Genomic DNA, 13,399 nt, shown 5'->3' on the forward strand with positions numbered 1-13,399 from the left:
CAATGAATTTCCGCACCAGCCTTACCCCACGTTCGCGCCAGCAGGGCAACACCATCATCGGCATCGTCATCGGCCTGGTCATCGGCCTGGCGATCGCCGTCGTCGTCGCCCTGGTGATCAACAAGGGCTCGACGCCGTTCACCGACAAGGGGCGTGCCAGCAAGGTTGCGGAACCGACTGCGGGACAGGCCGCCGATCCGAACAAACCTATGTACGGCAACAAGGAAGCGGTGCGCGAAGCGGCCAAGGACTTTGCCAAGGAAACGCCGAAGGCCCCGCCTCCGGCCGATCCGCTGCAAGCGGTGGTCGACAAGATCCAGGCCGCGCCGGCGGCTCCAGCGCCGGCGCCGGCCCCTGCTCCGGTTGAAAAACCAAAAGCCGCGGCGCCAGCCATCCCTGCCGCCGCCAACGTCACGCCGACGCCTGCCAAGCCGGCGCCTGCCGCCGACAGCGGCGACGACAAATTCATCTACTACCTGCAAGCCGGCGCCTTCCGCGAAGTGGCCGACGCCGAGAGCGCCCGCGCCAAGCTGGCCCTGTTGGGCTTCGAGGCCAACCTCTCCGACCGCGCCACCGACACCGGCGTGCTGCACCGCGTGCGCCTTGGCCCATACAACCAGGTCGAAACGATGAACAAGGTTCGTAGCAAGTTGTCCGAAAACGGCATCGACGTCGCCGTCGTGCGTAATCAGAAATAAGCAAAAATAAACCAGGAGTGTCCAGATGCGATTCATGAAATACGTAGTCGGTGCATTGATGTTGAGTGTTGCTGCCCTGTCGTCGGCCTCCCCGGCCGATCCGAAGAACGGCGTCGAATACAAGACGCTGGCGACGCCGCAGGCTGTCGATAGCGGCAAGAAGGTCGAAGTCATCGAGTTCTTCGACTACGCCTGCCCGCATTGCTTCGCTTTCGATCCATCGCTGTCCGCCTGGGTCAAGAAACAGGGCGACGCCATCGTCTTCAAGCGCATGCACATCTCGCGCAGCGGCACCGACCTGCCGCAGCAGAAGCTGTTCTTCACGCTCAGCGCCATGGGCCTGCTGAACGACACCATGCACACCAAGATCTTCACCGAGATGCACGTCAACCACAACCGCATGAACCGCGACGAGATGGCCTTCGACTTCGCCGCCAAGCAGGGCGTGGACCGCCAGAAGTTCATTGAGATCTATCGCGGCCTGGGCGTCGCCGGCAGCGTGCGCCGTTCGACCTCGATGATGGATGCCTACGGCGTCGATTCGTGGCCGATGATCGCCATCGACGGCAAATACGTCACCTCGCCGACCATGGCCAACGAAGGCACCAAGGCCGCCACCACCGAAGCCGAACTGCACACCGAAGCCACGCAAGTGATGGACATCCTGGTCGCCAAGGCGAAAGCGGAAAAGAAATAAAGATGAGCAAACAGGGCGCCGGGCCGGAGCGGGTCTTCATCACCGGCGCCTCAAGCGGCCTGGGTGCGGCCCTCGCCGCCGAATACGCGGCGCAAGGCGCCATACTGGGCCTGCTGGCCCGCCGCAGCGAAATGCTGGACCAGCTGATCGCCACCCTCCCCAACCCTGAACGCCACCGCGCCTACGCGGTCGATGTGCGCGACCACGCGGCCATTGCCGCCGCCGCGCAAGCCTTCATGGCGCACGCCGGCGGCATCGACGTGGTGATCGCCAACGCCGGCATCTCGGTCGGCACGCTGACCGAGTTCGCCGAAGACATCCCCGTATTCGAAGCCGTCATCGCCACCAACGTGGTGGCCACCGCCGCCACGTTCGCGCCGTTCATCCCGGTGATGAAAGCGCAGCTGAAAACACAAAACCGGCCGGCGCGGCTGGTCGGCATCGGCAGCGTGGCCGGCATCCGCGGCCTGCCCGGCGCCGAGGCGTACAGCGCCTCCAAGGCGGCCGTGATCAGCTACTGCGAATCGCTGCGGCTGGAGATGAAGCCCTACGGCATCCGCGTCGTCACCCTCTGCCCCGGCTACATCGACACGCCGATGACGCAGGTGAATCCCTACCCGATGCCGTTCCTGATGGCGCCCGCAAAATTCGCCGCCAAGGCCGCGCGCACCATCGCCGCCGGCAGCAGCTACAAGGTGATCCCGTGGCAGATGGGCGTCGTCGCCAAGCTGCTGCGCATGCTGCCGAATCCACTGTACGACCTGGCCTTTGCCAATGCGCCGCACAAACCACGCAAGGCCGCATCATGAGCACACTCACCGCCGACGCCATCCGCGTCCACTGCGCCACCAGCGCCTCGCATGTGGCGATAGAAACCGTCGCCGAAACCGGCTCCACCAACGCCGACCTGCTGGCCCGCATCGACACGCTGGCCGGTCCCGTGCTGCGCATCGCCGGCAACCAGACGGCGGGACGCGGCCGCGCCGGCCGCAGCTGGTTGTCCGCGCCCGGCGCCGCGCTGATGTTCTCGCTGGCCTGGCGCTTCAAGGGGCCGCTGCACAGGATGTCCGGCCTGCCGATGGCGGTCGGCGTCGCGCTGGCCGAGACCATCGCCTCGCTGGGCGTGCCGGTGCAGATCAAGTGGCCCAACGACCTGCTGCGCGACGGTAAAAAACTGGCCGGCATCCTGGTCGAAACCCAAACCTGCCGCCACGACAACGCCATCTGGGCCGTAATCGGCGTCGGCATCAACCTGCTCATGCCGGACGAGCTGGAAGCGCAGATCGGCCGCGAAGTGGCCGCCGCGCCGTGGCTGGCCAAGATGGACCGCAACCAGCTGATGGCCGCGCTGCTCAGCCGCCTGGCCGCCGTGCTGGCCGAATTCGACGACACCGGCTTCGCCCCCTTCGCCGAGCGCTGGAACCTGCTGCATGCGTGGCAGGGCCAGGAAGTGGTCATCCTCGACCAGGGCAAAGTGCTGCAACAAGGCCGCGCCGCCGGCGTCGACGCCATCGGCCGCCTGATGCTCGACACGGAACAGGGCCGCGCCGAAGTGCTGTCCGGCGACGTCTCGCTGCGTTTATCTACCTCTATCGGACTATCATGATTCTACTGATCGACGCCGGCAACACCCGCGTCAAATGGGCATTGGCCGAACCGGGCACGGAACTGGGCGCATGGATCGCCCACGGCGCCGTCATGCACGCCGACCTGCAGCATCTGGAACTGCACCTGAGCGAAGCGGTGGGCGACCGCGGCGTCAACCGCATCCTGATCGCCAACGTGGCCGGCGGCGCGCTGCGCGTGCAGCTGGAGTACGTGCTGCAACGAACCTTCCCGGCGATGATCCTGCCGCAGCAGGCGATCGAATGGTTTGCCTCGCTGCCGGCGCTGGCCGGCGTGACCAACGGCTACCGCAATCCGGCGCAGCTGGGCTGCGACCGTTTCGCCGCCGCCATCGCCGGCCATGCGCTGGCGGCCGGGCGCGAAGTCATCGTCGCCAACTGCGGCACCGCCACCACCATCGACGCCATCACGGCCGACGGCATGTTCCTGGGCGGGATGATCCTGCCGGGACTGGGCCTGATGGCCAGTTCGCTGGCACGCAACACGGCGCAGTTGCCGCAAATTGCGCAAGACGGTAAGCTGCCGGACGGATTCGCCGACAATACCGACGACGCCATCCTGAGCGGCTGCCTGGCCGCGCAGAGCGGCGCCATCGAGCACGCGTACGCGCGGCATGGCGCGGCCGAGTGCATCATCTCCGGCGGCGCGGCGCCGTATATCGCGCCGATGCTGAAGGTGCCGTACCGTATCGTAGAGAATATCGTGTTAATCGGTTTGCATGCTGCCGCCGGCAGCGCCGACTAAGGTTGCAAGGGAAGCTCCGTGCTGAAATTTATTTTCTGGTCGCTGGTCGCCATCAATGCCGCGCTGTTCGCGTACGGCAAAGGTTATCTCGGCCATTTCAGCGGCAACGAGCGCGAACCGGAGCGCCTGCTCAATCAACTCAACGCCGATAAACTGGCGATCGTCTCTGCCGACAAGGCCAACGATGCCTCGGCCGCGACCGCCGCGGCGGCCAGCGCCGCCGCCAGCGCCAAGCCGGCGCCGGAAGTGCTGGCCTGCGTGGAAATCGGCAGCTTCGTGCTGGCCGACGCGCGCCGCTTCGAAACCCAACTGGCGCCGCTGAACCTGGGCGACCGCCAGTCGCGCCACAACCTGCCGGGCAACGAGGTATCGAGCTATATCGTTTATATGCCGCCGCAGGGCAGCAAGGAAGGCGCCGACAAGAAGGCCGGCGAACTGCGCGCGCTGGGCGTGACCAACTACTTCATCATGAACGACAACTCGCCGCTGCGCTGGGGGATTTCACTGGGCGTGTTCAAGACCGAAAGCGCGGCGCAAAATCAGCTGGCCATCCTGATGAAGCAAGGCGTGCGCACCGCGCGCGTGGCACCGCGCATGAGCGGCAGCAAGCTGTTGGCCTTCCAGTTCCGCGATGTGGATACGGAGCTCAAGGCCAAGCTGGAGCAGTTCCGCACCGGCTACCCGAACGCGGAAAGCCACGCCTGCAAGTAATAAGTCCAGCACGGTTATATTTGGTGAAGATTGCGCTGAAATGAAATGTTATTATCGGCAACATTATCTTTTATTAATCACACCATCATGCTGCAGGTCCGCGATCACCGCATTCTGTCGTTAATCATTCTCGCCTTCCTGTCGGCATGCGGCGGAGGCTCCGGCAGCACCGCAGCCCCCCCGGTGTCGACGCCATCGACTGTCGATCCAACGACGCCGGTGACGCCACCGGTGATACCGCCCGTGACACAGCCCCCCGTGATACCGCCGGTGACGCCGCCGGTGACGCCTCCAGTGACACCGCCGCTGACGCCGTCGCCAAATACATTGAGTCTGCTGGCCGGCGACATCGGCGGACCAGGCAGCAGTGACGGCACGGGCGCCGCCGCGCGCTTCGACCAGCCTTACGACGTCGCCGTGGACAACGCCGGCAACGCCTACGTGGCCGACTCCGAGAACAGCACCATTCGTAAGATTTCTGCGGCCGGCGTCGTCACGACGCTGGCCGGCGCTCCGCATGTCATCGGCACCACCGATGGCACCGGCGCCGCCGCCAACTTCAACAAGCCGCACGGCGTCGCGGTCGACACCAACGGCAATGTGTACGTGGCCGACACCCACAACTACACCATCCGGAAAGTCTCCCCGTCGGGAGTCGTCACGACCCTGGCCGGCGCGCCTCAGGTGGATGGCCGGGACATCATCGTCACGCTCGACGGCCCGGCCGCCACCGCCAAATTCGACCAGTCGGAAGGGCTGGCCATTGAGGCAAATGGCAACGTCTACGTCGCCGACGGCCATCGTATCCGCAAGATCAGCGGCGGGATGGTCAGCACCCTGACCGGTGCAGCCGCCCCCGACTGCACCTTCGACCGCGGCACCCTGCAGATGCGTTGCAAGGCCGTCGACGGCAACGCGGCGCAGGCACTGTTCGCCAGGGCGTCGGGCATGGCGGTGGGCGCCGGCGGCGTGCTGTATGTCGCCGACCTGTACAGCGTGCGCAAGGTGACGCCGGACGGCACGGTCTCCACGGTGTCCGGACAGTTGAACACCGGCGGCAACGCCGACGGCGTCGGCGCCGCAGCGCAATTTGCCGGCGTCCGCGACATCGTGTTCGACCGCGACGGCAACCTGATCGTCATCGATCAGGGCAACGCGATCCGCAAGGTGACGCTGGCCGGCGTGGTCACCACCATCGTTGGAATCAACACGCAGTTCAATCGCCTGGGAGGCCTGTCCACCGATGCCAACGGCAACGTGTTCGTGGCCGACACCGCTGCCCATGCCATCCTCAAAATCTCCGCTGCCGGCGCGATCAGCACGGTGGCAGGCGCACCGACATTGACCGGCAGCGCCGACGGCGTTCGCGAGGCGGCGCGCTTCAACGCCGCCACCAGGCTGGCCGTCGACACCGCTGGCAACACCTACGTGGCCGACCAGGGCAACGGCTTGATCCGCAAGATCACGGTGGCCGGCGTGGTATCCACGCTGGCCGGCAGGACCGAGGGGGTCGCCGTGCCGGTGGATGGGCTGGGCGGCGCGGCCAAGTTCGCGTTGCCGCAGGCCATGGCGGTGGACAAGGCCGGCAATGTCTACGTCGGCGACCGCAACACGGTGCGCAAGATTACACCGGCCGGCCAGGTCACCACGGTGGCCGGCTCCTGGCAGGGCGGGAACAGCATCGACGGCGTCGGCACGGCGGCGAGTTTTGACAGCATCACCGGCCTGGCGTTCGACGCCAGCGGCAATTTGCTGATCGCGGACGCTTACAGCATCCGCCGGATGACGCCGGATGGCACGGTCACTACCCTGGTCGGCCGGCTCTCCACGCCAGGCGCGGCGGATGGGTCGCCCTCAACGGCCCGCTTTGGCGCGCTGGCCGGCCTGGCCATCGATGCCGCCGGCAATCTGTATGTGGCGGACGCCGGCAACAACGCGATCCGCAAGATCACGCCGGACGGCACGGTATCCACCGTCGCCGGCAAGCTGGGCGTCGCCGGCACCACCGACGGCACCGGCGCCGGCGCACTGTTCTCCAAGCTGGCCGATATCGCGGTCGACGCCACGGGCACGGTCTACGTGGCCGAAAGCGAAACCTACGACACGATTTTGTATGCGCAGCACACCGGCCGCGCCGCCATCCGCAAGCTGACCGCAGCCGGCGTCGTCACCACGTTGGTCGGCGGCAGCGGGGAGTTCGAGGTCAAGCTGGGCAAACTTCCGGCCAGCCTTGCCGGCATTCACGGCATCACCGCCGCCGCGCCGGGGGTACTGTACGTCACCTCCGCCCAGGGCGTACTGAAAGTGGAGACATCCCAGCCGTGAGGTGGCAAACTATCGGCTGATCGCTCACATTCCTTTTAATATGGAACAATTCATCGTCCTGATCTTCCCGGTGTTCTTTCTGCTGATCGTGGCGGAATTTGCCTACGGATGGGTGAAACAGCGCAACACCTACCGCCTCAACGACGCCTTGAGCAGCCTGAGCCAAGGCTTGATCAGCCAACTGGTGGCGGTGCTCACGCAGCTGTTCCAGATCGGCCTGTACACCTGGGTGTTCGGCAAGGTCCACCTGGTGTCGCTGGCGGACTTCTGGTCCTCCTGGTATGGTTGGGTCGCTGCCGTCGTGCTGTTTGATTTCTGCGATTACTGGCTGCACCGCATGGGCCACGAATGCGCTGTGATGTGGGCCGCTCACCAGGTGCATCATCAAAGCCAGGACTTCAACTTCTCCACCGCGCTGCGCCAGGAGAGTTCCGTGATCTTCATCGGCTGGATCTTTTACCTGCCGATGGCCTTGCTGGGCGTGCAGCCGGAACAGTTCGCCGTGGCGGGCTTGATCGTGCTGCTGTACCAGTTCTGGATACATACCGAGCACATCGGCAAGCTGGGCTGGTTCGACCGGGTATTTTCTTCGCCGTCCAACCATCGCGTGCACCACGCCGTCAACGATCAGTACCTGGACAAGAACTACGGCGGCATGCTGGTCGTCTGGGACCGGATGTTCGGCACCTTCGCCGAGGAGCGGGAGCCTTGCGTGTACGGCACGCGCAGCCCGTTGAACAGTTGGGATCCTGCCTGGGCCATCGTGTCGGAATACTGGGTCTTGCTCAACTTGTCGCGGCAAGCGGGGCGCTGGTCCGACAAGGTGAAAATCTGGCTGAAACCTCCGGGCTGGCGCCCCGCCAATCTGGCCTCACCAGGCCAGCCGTTCGACCTGGAAGCCGCCCGCTCAAGCTACGATCCGCCGCTGACCGGTCGCAACCAATACCTGGCGCTGGCGCAGTTCGGCCTTTGCGTGACGGCCGCCGCCGCGTGCCTGTGGCATTCGGCGATGCTCTCTTACGCCCGCTCCGCGTTGGCGATTACGGCGGCGATGGGAGGCTTCTGGGCGCTGGGCGCATACATGCAGGGACGCTTGTCGGCCGCCTACATGTTTGCCATCGACCTGGTCGAAGTCGTGACAACGGCTGCGGTATTGTGGCCGGTCTTTTGACCGGATCAGCGCTGGACGACGATAGGCTTGAGATTTAATGATGAAGGCAAGCCTTGCGCCGCCTGGATCGCTTCCTGTCGGGTGGCGAACGGGCCGGTGAACAAACGGTGCACGGAACCGCCCTGCACCACTTCCAATCCGTTCAGGCCTTTGCCCGACAGCTTGTTGCGCACCACTTCCGCATTCTCGGCGCGCGAATAGGCGCCCAGTTGCAGGTAGAAGCTCCCCTTGGCGGTGGTGGCCGCCAGCGCTTCGGCGTCGGCCGGTGCGCGGTCGGTCAGCATCAGCGCTTCCGCGTCGGAAGATGACGCACCTGGCATGGCTTTCGGCGCCAGCACCAGCGGCTCGCTCAGCGTTGCCGATGGCGTCAGCAACAGCGGACCGCCGCCACCCAAGCCGCCCGAAGACGCCTTCCGTGACGAAGACTGCGACTGCAAGCGCGGCGCCACCGTTCCCGAAACCCCGGCGCGCGTGGCCAGCATGCGGTCCACCTCATCCGGCAGGATGCGTTCGATCTGGAGTTCGTGGCTGCCCTTGCCCAGCAAGCCCAATTTGAGCGCCGCCGTGTACGACACGTCGATGGCGCGGTTGGCATGGAACGGTCCACGGTCGTTGATGCGCACGATGACCACCGCGCCGCTCACCAGATTGGTCAGGCGCGCGTAGGATGGAATCGGCAGCGTCGGATGCGCGGCCGTCATCTTGTACATGTCGTAGATCTCGCCGGACGAAGTGCGCTGGCCATGGAACTTCTTGCCGTACCAGCTGCCGACGCCGATCTGCGTGAACGGCTGGTTGCCGGTGATCGGCGTGTAGGTCTTGCCGAAGACGACGTAGGGACGGTTGGAGTACGGCAGCAGCGGATCGTTGCGCACATCGGCGTCCGGCACGTCGGCCAGGTTGGCCGGCGGCGCGTCGCCGGGGCCGTCGTCCTGATAGTAGCCGCCACGGCCCGAATTCGCCGGCGGCAGCACCGGCAGGCTGGTATCCGGCTTGCCGCTGGACGGCGCCTTGATGACCGGGCCGGAAGTACGGGGCGCCTTGGGCGTGGTGGTGGTATCGGTCACTGTCGGCGCAGTGCCGCAGCCGACCAGCGCCAGCAAGGCCAGCCCGGTGCAGACATTCAAAATACGGCTACGGTTCATACGCATCACTTCTTCCTTACGGTTTTTTCTGCACCGGCGGCACTGGCTGCGTCGGCGCGCGCGTTGCGAATTCGGCCGCAGCGGCTTGTTCTTCCAGCGTCTGCCCTTCGACCGGCAGCACCGTTTCAGCGTCTTCCTTCGGCACCTTGGTGGTGTCCTTCCCGGCCGGGCGTTTGCCCAGCAGGTAGTAGTCCAGCGCCTTGCGGGCGATAGGCGCCGCTTCGGCGCCACCCTTGCCGGCGTTTTCCACCACCAGCGCCAGCACGATGCGCGGCTTGTCGGCCGGCGCAAAAGCCGTGAACAGCGCATTATCGCGCAGACGCTCGGCCAGCCTTGCGGCGTTGTACTTCTCGCCGGAGCGGATGGTGATCACCTGCGCGGTGCCGGTCTTGCCGCCCACCGTGTAACCGGCGCCGGCGAAGGCGCGTACGCCGGTGCCACCCGCCTCGGTGGTCACGCCGACCATCGCACCCTTGATAAAGTCGATATTCTCCTGCTTGAGCGGAATCCTGTAGCTCTCCTTGGGCACCGTCAGCGTGCGGGCGCGCGTCTTGCCGTCCTCGATGATCTTGACCAGGTGCGGCTTCATCACCACGCCGTTGTTGGCCAGGTTGGCCACCGCGTGCGCGATCTGCAACGGGGTATAGGCGTTGTAACCCGAACCATTGCTGACCGAGATGGTATCACCACCGACCCACTTGCCCGCCGCACCCTTGAAACGCTTGCGCTTCCAGTCCTGCGACGGCAGCACACCGGTCTTTTCGTTTTCCAGGTCGATGCCGGTCTGCTGGCCGAAGCCGAACGGCTTCATGAAATCGCTGATGGCGTCGATACCCATGTCGTGGCCCAGCGCGTAGTAGTAGGTATTGCAGGAGACGACGATGGACTTGTGCATGTCGACCGAACCGTGGCCGCCGACCACATCGTCGTTGAATTTATGGCCGCCGAGGTAGTAGAAGCCCGGATCGTAGGTCACCTGGCTGGGCGTGCGCTTGCCCAGCTCCAGCGCGGCCAGCGCCATGAAGGGCTTGAAGGTGGAACCAGGCGCGTAGGTGCCTGACAGCGGACGGTTCACCATCGGCCGGTCCAGCGAGGTATTGAGCTCGTTCCAGCTTTGCGCATCGATGCCGTCGACGAACAGGTTGGGATCATAGCCAGGCCGCGACACATAGGCCAGGATGTCGCCGGTCGACGGCTCGATCGCCACCAGCGCGCCGCGCCGCTCGCCAAACGCTTCCTCCACCACTTTTTGCAGCTCGATGTCGATCGACAGGATCAGGTTACTGCCTCCCACCGCCGGCGTGCGCGACAAGGTGCGGATGGCGCGGCCGCCGGCCGACACTTCCACTTCCTCGTAGCCGGTGGCGCCGTGCAGCTGCTTCTCGTAGCTTTTCTCCAGGCCTTCCTTGCCGATATGGTCGGTGCCCTTGTAGTTGGCGGCATCGTCGGTGTCTTCGATGGCCTTGGCCTCGGCGCGGCTGACGCGGCCGATGAAGCCGATCACGTGCGACGCCGACTCGCCCAGCGGATACTGGCGGAACAAACGCGCCTGCACCTCCACGCCGGGGAAGCGGAAGCGCTGCGCCGAAAAGCGCGCCACTTCCTCGTCGCTCAGGCGGGTGCGCAGCGGCACGCTCTCGAAGCCCCGCGATTCCTCCAGCAGCTTCTTGAAGCGCTTGCGGTCCTTGATCTCGATCTCGATCAACTTGGACAGCTCGTCGATGGTTTCATCGAGCGTCATGACCAGCTTGGACGGCGTGATCTCCAGTGTGAAGGCCGAGTAGTTACGCGCCAGGACCACGCCGTTGCGGTCCAAAATCAGGCCGCGATTGGGCACGATGGGCACGATGGCGATGCGGTTCTCCTCCGCCTTGACGGCGAAGTCGTTGTACTTGACCACCTGCAGCCAGATGAAGCGCGCCAGCAACAGGCCGAAACAGATGAACACCATCGCGCCCAGCACCGTCACGCGGGCGCGGAACTGCTGGAGCTCGCGCTCCGTATCCTTAATCTCCATCATGCGGCCGCTCCCCAGGCCCGCGTGGAGGCGCCGCCGCGCACGCCGCGGCTGTGGTGCTGGATGCTCATCAGGATGCCGGCGCCCAGGCCCAGCGTCATCAAGGCGGTGCCGCCGTAGCTCATGAACGGCAGCGGCACGCCGACCACCGGCACGATGCCGCTGACCATGCCCATGTTGACGAAAGCGTAGGTGAAGTAAATCATGGTGATGGAGCCTGCCAGCAGGCGCGTAAAGAAGGTGGAAGCGTTGACGGCGATGTTCAGGCCGCGCACGATCAGCAGCAGGTACAGCACCAGCAGCACCAGGTTGCCGGCCAGGCCGAACTCCTCGGAGAACACGGCGAAGATAAAGTCGGTGGTGCGCTCGGGGATGAATTCCAGGTGGGCCTGGGTGCCATGGGTCCAGCCCTTGCCGGACATGCCGCCCGAGCCGATGGCGATCATCGACTGGATGATGTGGAAGCCCTTGCCCAGCGGGTCATGATACGGATCGATCAGCGTCAGCACGCGGTCACGCTGGTAGTCGTGCATCACGGCCCATAGCGCCGGCAGGCCGGCGCACGCCGTCGCGCCCAGCGCCGCCATCGCCTTCCACGACAGGCCGCCGAGGAAGATCACGCAGGCGCCGGCCGCCACCACCAGCATCGCCGTGCCCAGGTCGGGCTGGCGCGCGATCAGGCCGACGGGTATCGCCAGCAGCAGCGCCGCGATCAGATAGGAATGCCAGCGCAGCTGCCCCTGCTGCCGCTGGAAGAACCAGGCCATCATCAACGGCATGGCGATCTTCATGAATTCGGACGGTTGCACCTGCACGCCGTAGGTGAGCCAGCGGCGCGAACCGCCCTTGATGGTGCCCACCAGCGCCACCGCCACCAGCAACGCCACGCCCAGCGCGTAGGCCGGCACGGCGATGCGCATCATCATCTGCGGCGGCGTGTTCGCCGCCACCCACATCACCAGGAAAGCCATGCAGATATTGCGCAACTGGTCCGTCACCTTGCCGGGAATCGCGATGCCGGCCGAATACAGCGTGACCAGCCCCACCGACAGCAGCATCAGCATGATGATGGCCAGCTGCGCGTCGAACACGGTGAAATAAGGCCGCACGCGCGTCCACAGCGAGCGCCCGTCTTGCACGCGCATCAGGTCTGCACCAGCTTGCGGTGGCGCTGTATGCTCATCAGGATGCCGGCGCCGAGGCCCAGCGTCAGCAGCGCGGTGCCGCCGTAGCTCATGAACGGCAGCGGCACGCCCACCACCGGCAGGATGCCGCTGACCATGCCCATGTTGACGAAGGCGTAGGTGAAGTAAATCATCGTGACCGCGCCGGCCAGCAGACGGGTGAAGAAATTGGGCGCGTTCCCGGCGATCATCAGGCCGCGGCCGATCAGCAGCAGGTACAGGAACATCAGCACCAGGTTACCGGTCAGGCCGAACTCCTCGGAGAACACGGCGAAGATAAAGTCGGTGGTGCGCTCGGGGATGAACTCCAGGTGGGCCTGGGTGCCGTGGGTCCAGCCCTTGCCGGTCATGCCGCCCGAACCCACCGCGATGGTGGACTGGATGATGTGGAAGCCCTTGCCCAGCGGGTCGGAGGTCGGATCGATCAGCGTCATCACGCGTTCGCGCTGGTAGTCGTGCATCACCGACCAGATCACCGGCAGGCTGGCGGCGGCGGCGACGAACAGCGCGATCAGCGCCTTCCACGCCAGGCCGGCCAGGAAGATCACGCAAAAGCCGGCGGCCACCACCAGCAAGGCGGTGCCCAGGTCCGGCTGCTTGACGATCAGGCCCACCGGAATCGCCAGCAGCACGGCGGCGATGCCGTAATCCTGCCAGCGCAGATGGCCAGCGCGCTGCTGGAAGAACCACGCCAGCATCAGCGGCATGGCGATCTTCATGAATTCCGACGGCTGGATATCGATACCCACATGCAGCCAGCGCCGCGCACCGAGCTTGATGGTGCCGAACAGCGCCACGCCGATCAGCAGCGCCACCGCGATCACATACGCCGGCACCGCGATCCGCATCATCATCTGCGGCGAGACATTGGCCACGAACCACATCACCATGAAGGCCAGGCAGATATTGCGCAACTGGTCTTCGACCTTGCCGGGGATGCCGATGCCGGCCGAATACAGCGTGACCAGGCCGACCGACAGCAGCGCGCAGATGATCAGCATCAGCGGGACGTCGAAAACGGTGAAATATGGGCGAAGGCGGCGCCACAGGGAACGCCTTTCGTTGATGCGCATGCTGGTCC

12 protein-coding genes are annotated in these 13,399 nt (G+C 65.3%); 8 read left to right on the forward strand and 4 right to left on the reverse strand.

Annotated elements, in window-relative coordinates; translation table 11 throughout:
- Window positions 1–2: 2 nt before the first annotated feature.
- The 8 genes from D0T21_RS25485 (at window position 3) to D0T21_RS25520 (ending at window position 7,972) form a co-directional block, all read left to right on the forward strand.
- Window positions 3–698, forward strand: coding sequence for an SPOR domain-containing protein (locus D0T21_RS25485; protein WP_116992264.1), 696 nt, complete (start codon window positions 3–5; stop codon window positions 696–698).
- Window positions 699–723: 25 nt separating this feature from the next.
- The gene (locus tag D0T21_RS25490) at window positions 724–1,395 is read left to right on the forward strand and encodes a thiol:disulfide interchange protein DsbA/DsbL (RefSeq protein ID WP_116992263.1); all 672 of its coding nucleotides are present in this window, start codon (window positions 724–726) and stop codon (window positions 1,393–1,395) included.
- A gap of 2 nt (window positions 1,396–1,397) precedes the next feature.
- The gene (locus D0T21_RS25495) at window positions 1,398–2,204 is read left to right on the forward strand and encodes an SDR family oxidoreductase (protein WP_116992262.1); all 807 of its coding nucleotides are present in this window, start codon (window positions 1,398–1,400) and stop codon (window positions 2,202–2,204) included.
- Window positions 2,201–3,001: a biotin--[acetyl-CoA-carboxylase] ligase gene (locus tag D0T21_RS25500; protein ID WP_116992261.1), complete on the forward strand. Its 801-nt coding sequence runs from the start codon at window positions 2,201–2,203 to the stop codon at window positions 2,999–3,001. The genes D0T21_RS25495 and D0T21_RS25500 overlap by 4 nt, the downstream gene beginning before the upstream one ends.
- A complete protein-coding gene (locus tag D0T21_RS25505) occupies window positions 2,998–3,765 on the forward strand; it encodes a type III pantothenate kinase (protein WP_116992260.1) in 768 nt (255 codons plus the stop codon). The genes D0T21_RS25500 and D0T21_RS25505 overlap by 4 nt, the downstream gene beginning before the upstream one ends.
- A gap of 18 nt (window positions 3,766–3,783) precedes the next feature.
- Window positions 3,784–4,476: an SPOR domain-containing protein gene (locus D0T21_RS25510; protein ID WP_116992259.1), complete on the forward strand. Its 693-nt coding sequence runs from the start codon at window positions 3,784–3,786 to the stop codon at window positions 4,474–4,476.
- 87 nt (window positions 4,477–4,563) lie between these two features.
- Entirely contained in the window at window positions 4,564–6,801 is a 2,238-nt protein-coding gene (locus tag D0T21_RS25515; RefSeq protein WP_116992258.1) for a hypothetical protein, read from the forward strand.
- A 40-nt stretch (window positions 6,802–6,841) separates the two neighbouring features.
- Window positions 6,842–7,972, forward strand: a complete 1,131-nt coding sequence (locus tag D0T21_RS25520; protein ID WP_116992257.1) for a sterol desaturase family protein — start codon at window positions 6,842–6,844, stop codon at window positions 7,970–7,972.
- A gap of 5 nt (window positions 7,973–7,977) precedes the next feature.
- On the opposite strand, the gene D0T21_RS25525 is transcribed toward D0T21_RS25520, so the two are convergent.
- From D0T21_RS25525 to rodA (D0T21_RS25540), 4 genes are read right to left on the reverse strand one after another with little or no spacing between them, the layout of a single operon-like run.
- Window positions 7,978–9,123, reverse strand: coding sequence for a septal ring lytic transglycosylase RlpA family protein (locus tag D0T21_RS25525; protein ID WP_116992256.1), 1,146 nt, complete (start codon window positions 9,121–9,123; stop codon window positions 7,978–7,980).
- Between the two features lie 10 nt (window positions 9,124–9,133).
- Window positions 9,134–11,137 (reverse strand): penicillin-binding protein 2, encoded by a 2,004-nt coding sequence (mrdA, locus tag D0T21_RS25530; RefSeq protein WP_116992255.1) that lies wholly within the window; start codon window positions 11,135–11,137, stop codon window positions 9,134–9,136.
- Window positions 11,134–12,279, reverse strand: a complete 1,146-nt coding sequence (rodA, locus tag D0T21_RS25535) for a rod shape-determining protein RodA (protein WP_116992254.1) — start codon at window positions 12,277–12,279, stop codon at window positions 11,134–11,136. Before rodA (D0T21_RS25535) ends, mrdA begins: the two co-directional genes overlap by 4 nt.
- Window positions 12,279–13,391: a rod shape-determining protein RodA gene (gene rodA / locus D0T21_RS25540; RefSeq protein WP_116992253.1), complete on the reverse strand. Its 1,113-nt coding sequence runs from the start codon at window positions 13,389–13,391 to the stop codon at window positions 12,279–12,281. Before rodA (D0T21_RS25540) ends, rodA (D0T21_RS25535) begins: the two co-directional genes overlap by 1 nt.
- Window positions 13,392–13,399 lie beyond the last annotated feature (8 nt).

This window comes from Duganella sp. BJB476 (genome assembly GCF_003416895.1).
GTDB lineage: Bacteria > Pseudomonadota > Gammaproteobacteria > Burkholderiales > Burkholderiaceae_D > Rugamonas.

Bases quoted from the DNA above. Each gene is read 5' to 3' on its own strand.
- D0T21_RS25500 (WP_116992261.1), top strand. From the start codon at position 2,201: ATGAGCACACTCACCGCCGACGCCATCCGCGTCCACTGCGCCACCAGC.
- rodA (WP_116992254.1), bottom strand. From the start codon at position 12,279: ATGCGCGTGCAAGACGGGCGCTCGCTGTGGACGCGCGTGCGGCCTTAT.
- D0T21_RS25505 (WP_116992260.1), top strand. From the start codon at position 2,998: ATGATTCTACTGATCGACGCCGGCAACACCCGCGTCAAATGGGCATTG.
- D0T21_RS25495 (WP_116992262.1), top strand. From the start codon at position 1,398: ATGAGCAAACAGGGCGCCGGGCCGGAGCGGGTCTTCATCACCGGCGCC.
- rodA (WP_116992253.1), bottom strand. From the start codon at position 13,391: ATGCGCATCAACGAAAGGCGTTCCCTGTGGCGCCGCCTTCGCCCATAT.
- D0T21_RS25485 (WP_116992264.1), top strand. From the start codon at position 3: ATGAATTTCCGCACCAGCCTTACCCCACGTTCGCGCCAGCAGGGCAAC.
- D0T21_RS25515 (WP_116992258.1), top strand. From the start codon at position 4,564: ATGCTGCAGGTCCGCGATCACCGCATTCTGTCGTTAATCATTCTCGCC.
- mrdA (WP_116992255.1), bottom strand. From the start codon at position 11,137: ATGATGGAGATTAAGGATACGGAGCGCGAGCTCCAGCAGTTCCGCGCC.
- D0T21_RS25520 (WP_116992257.1), top strand. From the start codon at position 6,842: ATGGAACAATTCATCGTCCTGATCTTCCCGGTGTTCTTTCTGCTGATC.
- D0T21_RS25525 (WP_116992256.1), bottom strand. From the start codon at position 9,123: ATGCGTATGAACCGTAGCCGTATTTTGAATGTCTGCACCGGGCTGGCC.
- D0T21_RS25490 (WP_116992263.1), top strand. From the start codon at position 724: ATGCGATTCATGAAATACGTAGTCGGTGCATTGATGTTGAGTGTTGCT.